Origin of the sequence: Rhizobium sp. BK289, assembly GCF_014193575.1 — a bacterium.
Classification (GTDB): domain Bacteria; phylum Pseudomonadota; class Alphaproteobacteria; order Rhizobiales; family Rhizobiaceae; genus Rhizobium; species Rhizobium tropici_C.
This window is the reverse complement of the sequence record NZ_JACHZO010000002.1, coordinates 133,599-147,750: the sequence shown is the minus strand read 5'-3', so window position 1 is coordinate 147,750 and position 14,152 is coordinate 133,599. Positions and strand designations below refer to the sequence as shown.

The 14,152-nt window shown below is 60.9% G+C and carries 14 protein-coding genes; 7 read left to right on the top strand and 7 right to left on the bottom strand.

Annotation, left to right across the window (positions count from 1 at the left end; all coding sequences use genetic code 11):
- Nucleotides 1-32 precede the first annotated feature (32 nt).
- Complete coding sequence (locus tag FHT84_RS04495; protein WP_112339981.1) at nucleotides 33-353, top strand: 2Fe-2S iron-sulfur cluster-binding protein; 321 nt, start codon at nucleotides 33-35, stop codon at nucleotides 351-353.
- 451 nt (nucleotides 354-804) lie between these two features.
- On the opposite strand, the gene FHT84_RS04490 is transcribed toward FHT84_RS04495, so the two are convergent.
- Complete coding sequence (locus FHT84_RS04490) at nucleotides 805-1,428, bottom strand: DUF922 domain-containing protein (RefSeq protein ID WP_112340024.1); 624 nt, start codon at nucleotides 1,426-1,428, stop codon at nucleotides 805-807.
- Nucleotides 1,429-1,607: 179 nt separating this feature from the next.
- Here FHT84_RS04490 and folP point away from each other — a divergent pair, with 179 nt between their 5' ends.
- The 3 genes from folP to folK are packed head-to-tail and all read left to right on the top strand — an operon-like array spanning nucleotide 1,608 to nucleotide 3,333.
- Entirely contained in the window at nucleotides 1,608-2,396 is a 789-nt protein-coding gene (folP, locus tag FHT84_RS04485; protein ID WP_245430229.1) for a dihydropteroate synthase, read from the top strand.
- Between the two features lie 54 nt (nucleotides 2,397-2,450).
- Nucleotides 2,451-2,822 carry a dihydroneopterin aldolase gene (gene folB / locus FHT84_RS04480; RefSeq protein WP_112339979.1) on the top strand — a complete coding sequence of 124 codons (372 nt, stop codon included), beginning with the start codon at nucleotides 2,451-2,453 and terminating at the stop codon, nucleotides 2,820-2,822.
- Nucleotides 2,815-3,333, top strand: coding sequence for a 2-amino-4-hydroxy-6-hydroxymethyldihydropteridine diphosphokinase (gene folK, locus FHT84_RS04475; protein ID WP_181592266.1), 519 nt, complete (start codon nucleotides 2,815-2,817; stop codon nucleotides 3,331-3,333). The genes folB and folK overlap by 8 nt, the downstream gene beginning before the upstream one ends.
- Before the next feature lie 72 nt (nucleotides 3,334-3,405).
- Here the strand turns inward: folK and FHT84_RS04470 are convergent, their stop codons facing one another.
- The 4 genes from FHT84_RS04470 to FHT84_RS04455 form a co-directional block, all read right to left on the bottom strand.
- Complete coding sequence (locus FHT84_RS04470) at nucleotides 3,406-3,957, bottom strand: hypothetical protein (RefSeq protein WP_183761367.1); 552 nt, start codon at nucleotides 3,955-3,957, stop codon at nucleotides 3,406-3,408.
- A 104-nt stretch (nucleotides 3,958-4,061) separates the two neighbouring features.
- Nucleotides 4,062-5,153 (bottom strand): TIGR01620 family protein, encoded by a 1,092-nt coding sequence (locus FHT84_RS04465; protein WP_169645089.1) that lies wholly within the window; start codon nucleotides 5,151-5,153, stop codon nucleotides 4,062-4,064.
- The gene (locus tag FHT84_RS04460) at nucleotides 5,150-6,625 is read right to left on the bottom strand and encodes a YcjX family protein (protein ID WP_169645090.1); all 1,476 of its coding nucleotides are present in this window, start codon (nucleotides 6,623-6,625) and stop codon (nucleotides 5,150-5,152) included. Before FHT84_RS04460 ends, FHT84_RS04465 begins: the two co-directional genes overlap by 4 nt.
- Before the next feature lie 137 nt (nucleotides 6,626-6,762).
- Nucleotides 6,763-7,254 carry a histidine phosphatase family protein gene (locus FHT84_RS04455; RefSeq protein WP_112339975.1) on the bottom strand — a complete coding sequence of 164 codons (492 nt, stop codon included), beginning with the start codon at nucleotides 7,252-7,254 and terminating at the stop codon, nucleotides 6,763-6,765.
- Between the two features lie 281 nt (nucleotides 7,255-7,535).
- Between FHT84_RS04455 and dksA the strand changes: the two genes are divergently transcribed.
- Nucleotides 7,536-7,955: an RNA polymerase-binding protein DksA gene (dksA, locus tag FHT84_RS04450; RefSeq protein ID WP_004109001.1), complete on the top strand. Its 420-nt coding sequence runs from the start codon at nucleotides 7,536-7,538 to the stop codon at nucleotides 7,953-7,955.
- Between the two features lie 87 nt (nucleotides 7,956-8,042).
- Here dksA and FHT84_RS04445 read toward each other — a convergent pair whose 3' ends face one another.
- Complete coding sequence (locus FHT84_RS04445) at nucleotides 8,043-8,996, bottom strand: flagellar biosynthetic protein FliO (protein ID WP_169645091.1); 954 nt, start codon at nucleotides 8,994-8,996, stop codon at nucleotides 8,043-8,045.
- Nucleotides 8,997-9,287: 291 nt separating this feature from the next.
- Between FHT84_RS04445 and FHT84_RS04440 the strand changes: the two genes are divergently transcribed.
- Nucleotides 9,288-11,906 carry a PAS domain-containing sensor histidine kinase gene (locus FHT84_RS04440; RefSeq protein ID WP_169645092.1) on the top strand — a complete coding sequence of 873 codons (2,619 nt, stop codon included), beginning with the start codon at nucleotides 9,288-9,290 and terminating at the stop codon, nucleotides 11,904-11,906.
- 214 nt (nucleotides 11,907-12,120) lie between these two features.
- Entirely contained in the window at nucleotides 12,121-13,140 is a 1,020-nt protein-coding gene (gene trpS / locus FHT84_RS04435; protein WP_169645093.1) for a tryptophan--tRNA ligase, read from the top strand.
- 60 nt (nucleotides 13,141-13,200) lie between these two features.
- Here the strand turns inward: trpS and FHT84_RS04430 are convergent, their stop codons facing one another.
- A complete protein-coding gene (locus FHT84_RS04430; RefSeq protein WP_169645094.1) occupies nucleotides 13,201-14,127 on the bottom strand; it encodes a pseudouridine-5'-phosphate glycosidase in 927 nt (308 codons plus the stop codon).
- Between the last annotated feature and the right edge of the window lie 25 nt (nucleotides 14,128-14,152).

Below are 14,152 nucleotides of genomic sequence, written 5' to 3'. Positions count from 1 at the left end.
TCCTTCATTCACGAATATCGGAATTCACCCACATGACCAAATTGACCATCGTCGCCTTCGACGGCACGCGCTTTGACCTCAATGTCGACGAGGGATCCACCGTGATGGAAAATGCCGTACGAAACTCCGTTCCCGGCATCGAAGCAGAATGCGGCGGTGCGTGCGCCTGCGCCACCTGTCATGTCTATGTCGACGAGGACTGGACCGCAAAGGTCGGCAGCCCCGAGGCGATGGAAGAGGACATGCTGGACTTCGCTTTCGACGTCCGGCCGAATTCGCGTCTCTCCTGTCAGATCAAGATGACGAGCGCTCTCGACGGACTCGTCGTGCATGTGCCGGAACGTCAGGCCTGACGCTTTCCCCGGCGCGCTTCCTGCGCCGAAGTTCTTGATACTCACCGGACAATTTATTTCGGGGTCCTATACCAAAAAGATGCCTCGCTCAGCTGATTAGCGAGCGAGGCGAGGCGGGCGCATCACCGACAGGCAAGGGAGGAAACACCTGCGGCTTAAGGACGCGCCAGGAGAACACTTACCAAATGCTTTGAAAAACAAACCCGACTGCGCCGAAGAGCAAACAAACCCGCCGCCGCAGGCACTCTCAATCGATCTTTTTCGAGATCCCGCCCAGTATTTTTCGAATCATCCGGTGCGTTTATCTCTGTAATTGATAGCAAAAACCTATTTCAGATTCTCGTAAAGTTCAAAGAGCAGCGCGGCCGGACGATTCACAGAAATAGTGGCTGTTTTCCCACAGTCGGCGCTCGTGCGTGGGCGATTTCCCTGAAATAGCGGGAGACGTGATCTATCGCTGGCCGCCGTGACGACTGCGATAGTACAGCAACCGCTGTATCCGGTTCTGGAAATTGATCGCCTCGATCCGGTCGAAGCGGGCCTGGTCGGCGTCGTGCCGCTCGGTTTCCCGCGTCGTCACGTCATTTGCTTTTTCCTGAAGCGCATCGCAATTGCTCGCCGACGGCAGGGACAGGATTTGCCGTTCCATTCTTCGTGCGTGCTCTCGGGCGATCTCGACGTGCCGGTCCTCATGGCGCCGGATATCGGCGGCCAACGTGTCCCATATCGTCGAAAGCTGCTTGCTGGCATGCCGCCGGTCGCGCCAGCGCGGCAGGATGATTTCGGTATCGACCGTGACCTTGACGCTGGAGATATAGCAGCGCCCATTTGCCTCGCTGTAGGTCGCGTTGCCGCCGAAGCGAATTCTCGTCGCGCCGGGATGATGGCTGCTGGAACCCATCGCAAGCGGTCCGCGTTGGTTCAGGGCCGCATCGAGCTCGTCGGCCGTGCTGCCCTTGATGTCGAAATAGGAAATGGATTTGCGGGCGACGACTTCCGCATCGGCCACGCTGGGTATGCAGAACGCGAGCAACAGAGCACACGAAATACTTATCTTATGGAACGCAAGCGGCATTCGTGTCGCTACCATGTTGAACTTCGGCGAACCTTGCGGCATAGCCACTGTGAGCGCAATATCAAGCGCAAGGTTTTTTCATTTTCAATGGGATGGGACGGTTCGTGACGGAGCTTCGCAGCCAAACCTGGCATGTCGCCCATGGCCGCAGCCTCGAGCTCGGCAAAGAGAGTGTCATCATGGCGATCGTCAATGTGACGCCGGATTCCTTTTCCGACGGCGGACATTACGAGGCCGTCGACGCGGCGGTTGGGCATGCCTTGGCTTGTGTCCAGGAGGGGGCCGACATCATCGACATCGGCGGCGAATCGACGAAGCCCGGTGCTGCCGCCGTCAGCGCCAGCGAGGAGCAGGGGCGGGTGCTGCCCGTCATCGAAGCCTTGCGGGGCAGGACTGACGCCCTGATCTCGGTCGATACTTATCGTGCCGATACGGCGCGGCTGGCGGTCGGTGCCGGTGCGCACATCGTCAACGACGTCTTCGGCCTGCAGCGCGAGCCGGATATTGCCGCGGTGGCAGCGCAAACGGGTGCCGGGCTTTGCATCATGCATACCGGTCGTGACAGAACGAAGCTGCCCGACGTGATCGACGACCAGATGCTGTTCCTCAGCCGATCGCTCGATATCGCCGCGGCGGCGGGCGTCAACAAGCAGAATATCGTGCTCGATCCCGGTTTTGGTTTTGCCAAGGAGAGTGCGGAGGAGAATCTGGAATTGATGGTGCGGTTCAATGCGCTGCTCCGCTTCGAGCTGCCGCTGTTGGTCGGCACCTCGCGCAAGCGGTTTGTCGGCACCGTCACGGGCCGTGATGCGTCCGATCGGGATGTCGGAACGGCTGCGACCAGCGCGATCCTGCGCCTGCAGGGAGCTGCGCTATTCCGCGTACACAATGTCGCAATCAACAGGGACGCGCTGGCGGTCGCGGATGCTATTCTCAGGACGCGCGCGAGACTTAAACATGATCCTTGAAGGTAGGGAGCGTTTTTCGGACGCCGTCGTGCCTGTTCGAAACGGAGGGACGCCATGAGCGCCGTGACATACACCATTACTCTGCAGAATTGCGCTTTCTTTGCCCGCCACGGCGTGCATGACGAGGAGGAATTCCTTGGTCAGCGCTTCTTCGTCGATGCCGAGCTGGACGTCGAAGCGGGCGATGCGCTGGAGCGCGATTCGATCGACGATACCGTCAATTATGGAGTCGCATTCGCCGTCATCGAGGAGATCGTGACCGGACGCCGCCGCTACCTGATCGAAGCGCTGGCGCTCGATGTGGCGAAGGAGCTGTGTCGGCGCTTTCCCAGTATCCGCCGCGCCAAGATCACGGTGCGCAAACCCAATGCCCCTGTTCCGGGCGTCCTCGATTATGTGCAGGTGAGCATTGAGCATTTTGCCTGAAAACCTGGCGGTGCGGACGACGCTCGGTCTTGGCGGTAATCTGGACAATCCTGTCCGCGCCATGGCGCTCGCCCTTCGCACACTGGATCAGCGCGCCGATTGCCATGTGGTTTCGGTGTCGCGGCTTTATCGCACACCGCCCTGGGGCAAGACGGACCAGTCCTTTTTCTATAATTCCTGCGCGGCCATCGATACCACCCTGGCGCCGGAAGCACTGCTCGACGTATGCCTCGATATAGAGCGGCAGATGAAGCGGGTGCGGATCGAACGCTGGGGGCCAAGGACGATCGATATCGATGTGCTGACTTATGGCGATCTGCAGCGGGCTGAGCCGCTCTTGACCATACCCCATCCGCGGATGGTCGAACGTGGCTTCGTGCTGATGCCGCTTGCCGATTTTGCAGCGGATCTCGTCGTCAACGGCCGCAAGATCAGCGACTGGTTGCGGGAGGTCGACGTCGAGGGCATCGAGGTCGCTGATGAAAACCGTGACTGGTGGCGAACCGTCTGAATCGCAATATGAAAAAAGCAAAAGGCCGGCGAGTTTGCCGGCCTTTTGCTTTTGGGCATTGATATTCAAAGCTTACTGGATCGATCCGACTGCCATCTGGTCGACATCGGCCCGCTTCAAGGTGACGCCGATGACAGGCACCATCTGTTCGCCGAGCTTCACCGAGATGGTGACGTTCATCGACTTGTTGTCCGAAACGCGAGCGATCATGGCGCCGTTCAGCTTCTGACGGATCAGTCCGAGCACGACGGTATTGTCATTGACCGTGCCCGAGGTGACGTCGAGACCCTTGCCGGCCGCGCCGTCAAGGAATTTTCCGCTGTAGGAGCCGCCGTTTTGCGTGATCTCGGCCGACATCGGCTGCTGGAAGACCCCGACGCGGCAGGTGCCGTCGAGCTTGACGCCGGCATTGCCGCCGTCGGAGGGCTTGCCCGTGAGATTGCAGGTGAACTTTGTGCCCTTGTACTTGCCGGCCACGATTTCGCCGGGGCCGCTCCAGGTGCCTGAGATCGACTGGAAGAAGGCCTTGTCGCGGGGCGCCGCGTCGGCTGATTGCACCCCAGCGCCCGTAGACAGGGCTGCGGCGGCAAAGCTGCTTACAAGAAGAAATCGACGCGAAAACATGGATATTTCCTAGCGAGGCGGAACCGTAAAACTGGTTCCCACTTTTGCCGCAGAATGGTTAATGCTTGGTTTCCGTGATGCTAAAGCACCTGATTTTCAGGTCGTCACGTCGTGTTGCGGCCGGTGATAGTCGGCGTGAGGTCGCCGGCAAAATCGGCGATGCCGGGCCTCTTGAGCGCCCTGAAGGCAAGCGGGCGGCAAAGATCCATTGCCGCTATTCCGATCCTCGCCGTCATCATGCCGTTGACGACACCTTCGCCGAGACGCGCTGAAAGCTTCGATGCGAGCCCGTGGCCGATCAGCTGCTGGATGATGCTGTCGCCGACGGCGATGGAGCCGGTGACGGCGAGATGGGCGATCACGTCGCGCATCAGCCTGATCATGCCGAGCGTGCCCGGCCTGCCGCCATAGAGTTCCGCCATGGCGCGGACCAGTTTTGCCGCCTCATAGAGGACGTAGAGAATGTCGACGAGGGCACGGGGGCTGACGGCCGTCACGACCGACACCCGCTTCGAGGCGCCAAGAATCAGCGCGCGGGCACGTCGGTCGAGCGGTCCGAGCAGTTCGCGCTCCGCAAGGTCGATCAGCTGTGGCGCATCGATGATGTCATCCTCTGCCGCCTTTAACGTCGCACGGCCCCTGGCCGTATCCGGGTTGGCTTCCAGCAGCGTGCAGAGACGCTTCACCAGCGCTTTGGCGCGGGTCGGTCGGGTCTCCACGATAGCCGCCTCCGCTTCGGCCTTGATGGTCTGCACGGCGGCGAGCCGCATCATGCCGGCTGTTTCGCGGATGACGATGGCAAGCACGGCGAGAATGCCGATCCCGACAGTCGCCAGCGCGGTATAGCCCAGCCAGTCAGCTCGGCTGAACAAGTCGCGGATGAGCTGATCGGTCCAGAGACCGAAGGCGAGCGAAACGAGAATTCCGAGCGCGCCGAGCGCCACCTTGCCGAAGGAGAAACCTGTGCGGCGAGGCCTGGCAATGGCGGTTCCGTCCGCCTCGGCGCCAAGGGTCGGATTGATGAAAGGATCTTCTTCGTCCGGAGTCAGGACGACATCGGTATTGAAGCTTTGCGGCTTGCGCACTGTCGGCGGGATGGGCCTGAGATCGGCATCTTTTCCGGAGACGTCCGGTTCCAGCGCAAAGGCGGCGGGCCGGCGATTACCGTTCGGCTCGTTTTCGGTCGGCTTCGTCATGCGAGACGGTCTCCGAACAGGAACTGCATGGCGCGGTCAAGGCGGATATGCGGCACTGACAGCTTGATGCCGCCGCCGGTTTCATCCAGTTCCGGCGGGCGGAACCGCACGACGTTCACCTCGGGCAGATGGACCTTGGACCCATCCGATTCAAGGGCTTCGAACAGCCAACGCGGATTTTCCGGCAGGTCGCCGGGAAAGATCGCGGTCTTCCGATTGCCGTCGAACAGCTCGCCGGCGATGGTTTCCTTGTCCATCGGCGTGCCGACGATGACAGGGAGCGTCTGGCCGTCGCGGGTCACGGTTGCCTCCCGCGTCGCGCGCACGGAGGCGATCGCCATGACCTCGATACCGGCTCCGGCCATGCCGATGCGCTCTATGGCCCTTTCGACGAGGCGGCGCGTCAAGACCTCCAGCCGGTCATGGCTTTCATGATGGAGGTGGTCGGCTTTGGTGGCGGCGACCAGCACGCGGTCGATGCGCCGGCCGAGCAGCGAGGAAAGGAGCGAGTTCGTGCCGGGACGGAAGCATGCCAGAACGTCCGTCAGCGCCCGTTCCAGATCCTGCACGGCTTCGGGGCCACGATTGATGGCCTGCAGGGCATCGACGAGGACGATCTGCCGGTCGAGACGAGCGAAATGCTCGCGAAAGAAGGGTTTGACGACGACGGACTTATAGGCCTCATAGCGGCGCTCCATCATCGTCCAGAGTGAACCTTTCGGAGCGCTGCCTTCGGCCGGCAGTTTCAGCGGCGCAAAGGTGAGGGCAGGCGAGCCGTCGAGATCGCCGGGCAGGAGGAAACGGCCGGGCGGCAGTGTGGAAAGCGAGCGTTCGTCGGATTTACAGGCCTTCAGATAATCGGCGAAGGCGGTCGCAAGGTCGCGTGCCTTCATTTCATCCGCAGGTGCCACGATATCGGCCTGTTCCGTTATCTCCAGCCAGTGACGTGACAGTTCGGCGCGAATGCCTGATTTGGCCAGAGCCAGCGTTTCCTCGCTGAAGATGCGGAAATCCTTGGCAAGCAGCGGCAGGTCCAGCAGCCATTCGCCAGGGTAATCGACGATATCGATGGAGAGGCGGCCTGGCGAGAACAGGCGGTTCCAGCCGCTGGCGCTTTGATAATCCAGCGTGATACGCAGTTCGGAGATGGCACGCGTCGAATCCGGCCAGATGCGGTCTTTGACGAGCGCGCGAATATGATCCTCATATTGAAAACGCGGCACGGCATCGTCCGGCTGCGGCTCGAGGCGAACGGCGGACACGCGGCCGGACTGCACCGGTTCGAGCAGCGGCAGACGCCCACCGTTCAGAAGATTATGCACCAGCGAGGAGATAAAGACGGTCTTGCCCGAACGGGAGAGGCCCGTGACGCCCAGACGAATTGTGGGATTGACGAGGCCTGCTGCGCGATCGGCAAGATTGTCAAAGGCAATGAGGGCGTCGTCAGTAAAAGAGGTCAGGCTTGGGGGCAAGGCGGGATCCCTGGATGACAGCGTGACCGTGAATATAGGGATCGAAACTTGCCCCGAAAAGATGAAGACGCAAACGTCTGCAATCAGGGGCAGGGTACGTTTTCGGGCGAGCGAGACAAGCGGCTCGGCGAATATCCCTATTCAGTGATGAAGTCGGTCAGCACCCAGCCTGACGGTGTCGAATCGACGACGGCAAGACCGGCCGTTGGAAAGCCGCGCGGGAGCGCGCCGGCCATGGCCTCGCGCCCGATCAAGGCTGCGAGCGTCAGCTCGATGACCGGGTTGTGCGCAACCAGCATGACCGAGTCCTGATCAGTCTGCGCTGATATGAGCGACAGGTAGATGTCCGGCGTGCCGTTGTAGAGCGCATCGACAAAGCGGAACTCTGTCGAGGGCGTGACGGCACGGCGCATGGCGTCGGCAGTCTGGCGACAGCGCGTGGCCGTCGATGAAATGACGAGGTCCGGCTTGTAGCCCTTGTCGGCGGCCTCGTCCGCAACGATCTCGGCCGCAGCATAGCCGTTGTCGCTCAGAGGACGGTCGAAATCCTTCTGGCCGGGAGCGGCCTGCTGGGCCTCGGCATGACGCAGGAGATAGATCCTGGAGGGCGGCGGCGAAATGCTGACCATGGCGAAATTCCGGAGCTCGATTTCCTCAATGAGGTAACGTCTGTTTGTATGCTCAGTCAACTGCGGCGCGATCCGTCGAACGGCGAAATGTCCTACCTTCACGCGAAGGTTACGAGAGACGTGATTCCGGCTCAATGAGAAGAAATGATGAAAAAATAGACGCTTAGCCGAATTTTATGACAAATTTAAAAATCAGTTGACAGCATCTATTTGGCTTGAACCGGCACTATTGGTTGGGATATACAGCCCAGCCATATGAGATGTTCTTCAGGAGAATCGCGTTGAGTGAGAAGATCGATCTTAGCAATTATGTTCCCTCGGAAGACGAGGAGTTCATGAATCTGAATCAGCGAGCTTATTTTCGAGCGAAACTGATAGCATGGAAAAACGATATCCTTAGAGAAGCGCGCGAGACCCTCGATCATCTGGCGGAAGAAAGCGCAAATCATCCCGATCTGGCCGATCGGGCCTCTTCGGAAACAGACCGGGCCATTGAGCTTCGGGCTCGCGACCGCCAGCGTAAACTCATCTCGAAAATCGATGCCGCATTGCAGCGTATTGAAGACGGTACTTACGGCTATTGTGAAGAGACCGGCGAGCCGATCGGCCTGAAGCGGCTGGATGCTCGTCCGATCGCGACCCTGTCGATCGAGGCGCAGGAACGCCACGAGCGCCGGGAAAAGGTTTATCGCGACGAATAATCGAGCTGTCGGCTCGACTGGATACAAATAAAAGCACGAGGAATTCATTCTTCGTGCTTTTTCATTTCCGGCATTTCGCGTCGCGCATTATTTGTCGCGACTGACGCTCATTTCACCAAAGATGCGCGCCACTTCCTGCTGGAGGGCGCTGTCGGCCCCGGTCAGCGGCGCAAGCTCGGGTTCGACCCTCTGTGCCGGGCTTGGTGCCGGCGATGGAACGGGCTGCTGTTGCACCTGCCGCGGCGTCGGCGCATTGGGAATAATCCGCTCGGCAGTCAGATTTTTCGACATTTCGGCTTCTAATATGCGCTGGAAATCGTTGCCAGGCTCGGGGGCGCGCGGAGATGCAATGGCAGGCTCGACGGGCACTGGGCGAGCGGTAGCCGGCTGTTGCTGCGGCAGGACGACATGGCGGGCGGCGTCCAGTATGTCTGCGGCTTCGGCTTCGCTGATGGTCGGAGCGGTTTGGGGAGCTGGCTGCGGCGGACTGACGGCAGCCGGTTGCGGACGTTCGGCAGCCGCGCGCGGTGCTGGCTCCGGAGCCCGAGGGGCAGCAGTAGGCGTTTCGGAGCGCAGATAGGCTTCGATCCTGTCTTCGGTGGATTGCCGACCCTGTGGAAGTGCCGCGGGAGTGGCATCGGGTTCGGAAGCTTTTTCCGGCTGTTGCTGCCTGCTTTCATAGGCCAGGGGAACATCGACAGGCGTCGCGGCTACGGGAGGATTGACGGGCGTCGCCGCGACGGCCGCGCGCGCGGGATCGGAGATGCCGGACTCGATGACGATATCAGTCGGGCCGCCGATCATGATCAAGTGTTCGATGCCGTCGCGCCTGACGAGCACGAGACGGCGGCGGGCATCGACGGCGGCGGCATCCAGCACCTGCAGACGCGGCTGGCGGTTCTTGCCGCCGCGCACGAAGGGAGAAGGCGCTCGATTGCGCAGGACCCACAGAATGGCGATCAACACGATCAGGGCGATGCCAACCCCACCGGCTGCGAGGAGGAAACGGCTGCCATAGGCTCCGGCGATGTCGTCCAACATGTCGAGATGCTCCCGTATTTGTCCCCGACGTCGCGGCCTATTATGCAGCTCCGGCGGGTAGATGCCTTGAACTTGGCCTTCCTATGCGGCGATCATATGAGCAGGATCGCGGCTGAGACAAGATGCGATTGATACGTCTTGTGCTCTATTGCCTGTGAATTCAAGCCTTTCTGGCTCGGCAAAGCTTTTTGCCGATGACGCAAATTGGTAAAGAAGATTCGAAAGGTCCGACTCCGGCGATCCTTAACGTGTATGACATGTCGCGAGGAGAACGGCGGAGACGAGGGGTTTATGACGAAGCAGCGTCCATCCGACGAGTATAGCGTGCCGCTGGTGGATCGCGGAGTTCGTTCGGGAACGGTGATGCGCATCATTCTGCTGGCGCTCGTTCTCGTGGCTGCCGCCGCCGCCTTCGTTGTCTTCAAAAGCCAGCTCGACAATGAAGCGGTTCTCGGCGGCCTCGGCATTCTTGCCATGGTCGGCATCTTCTTCCTCGTTTCCTCGATCATCGGCTTCGTCGAGGTTATGCCGCAGCCGCAATCCGATAGCCTGGCGCGTTCATTTCTCAACAGCCATCCGGACGGGACGCTGATCACCGACGAGAAGGGGCGCATCGTCTATGCCAACGCCGCCTATGGCTGGCTGACCGGCGCTACCAAGGCGACGGAAGTGCAGTCGCTGGAAATGCTGCTGTCGCGAAACCGCGAATCCAACGAGGCCTTGTACCGTCTCGCCAATGGTCTGCGCGACGGCAAGGAGGGATCGGAAGAGTTTCGCCTGCTGAAGCCGCTCGGCCCTGCGGATGGAAGCGGCAACGGGGCGCACTGGTATCGGCTGAAGGCCCGTGTGCTGCCGCCGGAGCAGGGCAGCAGCAAGGTGCTGCATATCTGGCAGATCACCGACATCACCTCCGAACGCGACGACCAGGAGCGCTTCTTCAAGGAGTTACAGAACGCGATCGACTATCTCGATCATGCGCCCGCCGGCTTCTTCTCCGCCGGCCGCAAGGGCGAAATCTTCTATCTCAACGCGACGCTGGCCGAGTGGCTGGGCCTAGACCTCACGAAGTTCGTGCCAGGCTCGATGACAATCGGCGATCTGGTGGCCGGCGAGGGATTGGCGCTGATCCAGTCCGTTCAGGCGGAACCGGGCTTGAAGAAAACGGTGACGCTCGATCTCGATCTGCGTCGCGCCAACGGCCAGAGCCTGCCGGTGCAGATCGTCCACAGCGTCACCTCGATGCGCGACGGCGCTCCCGGCGAGAGCCGCACTATCGTCCTCACCCGGCAGAACGGCGCGGATACCGAGCAATCTGCTTCAGCGGCGGCGATGCGCTTCAGCCGCTTCTTCAACAATACGCCGATGGCGATTGCTTCCGTCGATGGCAACGGCCGCATCCTGCGGACGAATGCGCCGTTCCTGAAGCTTTTCTCGGATCTCGTCTCGCGCGACGATATCGAGCGTGGCGCGGCCTTGGAGAGCGTCGTCAATGAAAGCGACCGGCCGCGGCTGCAGCAGGCGCTGGCGGCCGCAAAGGACCGGCAGGGCGACATTCCGCCGATCGACTCCCGCAATCCGAAGGATGAGGCACGGCATTTCCGCTTCTACATCAATGCGGTGATCGACCAGACCGACGAGGCGCCGGAAGAAGCCGCCATCGTCTATGCCGTCGAGGTGACCGAGCAGAAGGCGCTCGAGACGCAGATGGCGCAGACGCAGAAGCTCAATGCCGTCGGTACGCTTGCAGGCGGGATCGCGCACGACTTCAACAATGTGCTGACCGCTATCCTCCTGTCTTCCGACCATCTGCTGCTACAGGCGCGGCCTTCGGATGCGAGCTTCGCGGATCTGATGGAAATCAAGCGCAATGCCAATCGTGCGGCCGTGCTGGTGCGGCAGTTGCTCGCCTTCTCGCGCAAGCAGACCATGCGGCCGACAGTGCTGAATCTCACCGACGTGATCGGCGACTTGCGCATGCTGGTGGACCGGCTTCTGTCCGGCACGCATGTCAAGCTGGATGTCGATTACGGCCGCGATCTCTGGCCTGTCAAAACCGATCTCTCGCAGTTCGAGCAGGTGCTGATCAATCTCTGTGTCAACGCCCGCGATGCCATGCCCGGCGGCGGTCAGCTGACGCTGCGCACCCGCAATCTGCTTGCGGCTGATGTCAGCGCCTTCAACTATCCCTTCCTGCCGCATGAAGACATGGTGCTTGTCGAGGTCAGCGATACCGGCACCGGCATTGCGCCCGAAATCATGGACAAGATCTTCGAGCCCTTCTTCACGACCAAGGAAGTCGGCAAGGGCACGGGTCTGGGCCTCGCGATGGTCTATGGCATCATCAAGCAGTCCGGCGGTTATATCCAGCCGGAATCGGAAGTGGGCAAGGGGACGACTTTCCGCATCTTCCTGCCGCGCCATGTCGTCGAAATGCCGGCCGTAACCGATGTCAAGGCGCCGGAGAGCCGGGATGTCGCGGCCATGGATCAGAGTGTCGGCATAGTCGCTCCGCCGGAAGAGCCGGCCGATCTTACCGGCAAGTCCGCAGTCGTGCTGCTGGTCGAGGATGAGGAGGCGGTGCGGCGCGGCGGCAAGCGCATGCTTGAGACGCGGGGCTATACCGTTTACGAGGCCGGCTCCGGCGTCGAGGCGCTTGACATCATGGACGAGCTCGACGGCCAGGTCGATGTCGTCGTGTCCGACGTCGTCATGCCTGAGATGGACGGCCCGTCGCTGCTGCGGGAACTGCGCAAGAAATATCCGGACCTGAAATTCATCTTCGTTTCGGGCTACGCCGAGGATGCCTTTGCCCGCAATCTGCCAGCGGATGCGCAGTTCGGTTTCCTGCCGAAGCCGTTCTCGCTGAAGCAGCTTGCCGTCGTCGTGCGCGAGACGCTGGACAAGAACTAAGCGAGAAGCAGCTGTTGCCGATGGCGGCGAAAGGATGCTATCGACAGCCTCATGATCGACCTCCCCGAACCCATTTGCCGTTTGTGGTGGCGCTCCTTCTAGGAGCGGCAGTCGTCATGTCTTGAAATCGACCCTGCCGCCGTGATCCGGCAGGCATGGTCCATTTTCCGTTTTCCCTTCCCGATTGCGGCGGCTCCTTTTGCGGAGCAACCAAATGCATTCTCCTACCGACACTCGCCCCGTCATCCTGACGGGCGACCGGACCACCGGTCCGCTTCATCTCGGCCATTATGTCGGGTCGCTGAAGAGCCGCGTTGCGCTTCAGCATAGCCATCGGCAATTCCTGCTGCTGGCGGATACCCAGGCGCTGACCGACAATGCCCATGATCCCGAGAAGGTCCGTCGCAACGTTCTCGAGGTCGCTACCGATTATCTTGCAGTCGGTATCGATCCGGCGCTGACGACGATCTGCGTCCAATCCGCTTTGCCGGCGCTGGCGGAGCTGACGCTGCTTTATCTGAATTTCGTCACGGTCAGTCGCCTGGAGCGTAATCCGACGATCAAGACGGAGATCCAGCTGCGCGGATTCGAACGTGACGTGCCTGCCGGCTTTCTCTGCTACCCGGTTTCACAGGCTGCCGATATCACCGCCTTCAAGGCGACGATCGTTCCCGTCGGCGAGGATCAGGCACCATTGATCGAGCAGACGAACGAGATCGTTCGCCGTCTCAATCGGCAGATTGGGCGCGATGTTCTTGTGGAAGCAACGGCGATGGTGCCGAGCGTGGGGCGCCTGCCAGGCGTCGACGGCAAGGCGAAGATGAGCAAATCCCAGGGCAACGCCATCCCGCTTTCCTCCTCGCCGGATGAAATAAGCGATGCGGTACGGCGGATGTATACCGATCCCGATCATCTGCGCGTCGGCGATCCCGGCAGGGTCGAGGGAAACGTCGTCTTCACCTATCTGGATGCCTTCTGCGAGGACCGGCAGTTGGTTGATGACATGAAGGCGCATTATCGCCGCGGTGGACTTGGTGATGTCACCTTAAAGAGACGTCTTGATGATATCCTGCAGGCGCTGCTCGCTCCGATCCGCGCACGCCGAGCACACTATGCTGCCGAGCCGGACTATGTGATGGAAGTCGTGCGAGAGGGGACCAGAAAGGCGAGGGAACGGACGGAGGCAACGCTTGCGGAATTACGCGACGCCTTGGGTCTGTTCTCCCTGATCTGAAACGAAAAAGGCCGGACGATCTTTTGAAGCGCCCGGCCGTTTTCGTAACTGCTTATCTAATTATTCTGCCAGAGCGACCGCGATTTCGGCGGCCAGGCGCGCATTGTTTTCGACAAGCGCGATGTTCGTCTTGAGGCTGCGGCCTTCGGTGATATCGAAGATGGTGCTGAGCAGATAGGGCGTTACGGCCTTGCCGGTGATCTCGTCGCGCTCGGCACTGTCGAGGGCGCGCTCGATATAGATTTCCATTTCCTCGCGCGGGATTTCGTCGGCTTCCGGCACCGGATTGGCGATCAGCATGCCGCCATCGATGCCGAGCTGCTCGCGAGTGGACTGGAAATTGGCGATGGCAGCCGGGCTGTTCAGCGTCAGCGGGCTTGCCAGGCCGGAAGAACGCGACCAGAAGGCCGGAAATTCGGCGCTGTCGTAGGTTACGACCGGAACGCCGCGGGTTTCCAGCACTTCCAACGTCTTCGGAATATCGAGGATCGCCTTGGCGCCGGCGCAGACGACGATGACGCCCGTGCGCGCAAGCTCTTCAAGATCGGCAGAGATGTCGAAGCTCTCTTCGGCACCACGATGGACGCCGCCGATGCCGCCGGTGGCGAAAACCTTGATGCCGGCGCGGGCGGCGGCAATCATCGTGGCGGCGACGGTGGTCGCGCCGGTTCGCCGCTCGGCGATCGCAAAGGCGATGTCGGCGCGGGAAACCTTCATCGCGCCTTCCGTCTTGGCAAGGGCTTCCAGCTCTTCCGGCTCAAGACCGATGTGCAGCGTGCCATGGATGACGGCGATAGTCGCTGGCACTGCGCCTTCCTGCCGGATGATCGCCTCGACGCTGCGAGCCATCTCGATATTGCCGGGATAAGGCATGCCGTGGGTGATGATGGTCGATTCCAGTGCCACGAGCGGGGCGCCGCGCAGCTTGGCGGCGGCGACTTCCTTCGAATAGGAGATCGGAAGCAGTGGCGAGATAGGCTGGGTCATTGTCGTTTCCAATTCACTGAAACAA

Coding starts and splice junctions, on each gene's coding strand:
- folB (WP_112339979.1), top strand. CDS start 2,451: ATGAGCGCCGTGACATACACCATTACTCTGCAGAATTGCGCTTTCTTT.
- FHT84_RS04470 (WP_183761367.1), bottom strand. CDS start 3,957: ATGTTTTCGCGTCGATTTCTTCTTGTAAGCAGCTTTGCCGCCGCAGCC.
- FHT84_RS04430 (WP_169645094.1), bottom strand. CDS start 14,127: ATGACCCAGCCTATCTCGCCACTGCTTCCGATCTCCTATTCGAAGGAA.
- FHT84_RS04495 (WP_112339981.1), top strand. CDS start 33: ATGACCAAATTGACCATCGTCGCCTTCGACGGCACGCGCTTTGACCTC.
- FHT84_RS04490 (WP_112340024.1), bottom strand. CDS start 1,428: ATGCCGCTTGCGTTCCATAAGATAAGTATTTCGTGTGCTCTGTTGCTC.
- FHT84_RS04440 (WP_169645092.1), top strand. CDS start 9,288: ATGACGAAGCAGCGTCCATCCGACGAGTATAGCGTGCCGCTGGTGGAT.
- folP (WP_245430229.1), top strand. CDS start 1,608: ATGGCGATCGTCAATGTGACGCCGGATTCCTTTTCCGACGGCGGACAT.
- FHT84_RS04455 (WP_112339975.1), bottom strand. CDS start 7,254: ATGGTCAGCATTTCGCCGCCGCCCTCCAGGATCTATCTCCTGCGTCAT.
- FHT84_RS04445 (WP_169645091.1), bottom strand. CDS start 8,996: ATGTTGGACGACATCGCCGGAGCCTATGGCAGCCGTTTCCTCCTCGCA.
- trpS (WP_169645093.1), top strand. CDS start 12,121: ATGCATTCTCCTACCGACACTCGCCCCGTCATCCTGACGGGCGACCGG.
- FHT84_RS04465 (WP_169645089.1), bottom strand. CDS start 5,153: ATGACGAAGCCGACCGAAAACGAGCCGAACGGTAATCGCCGGCCCGCC.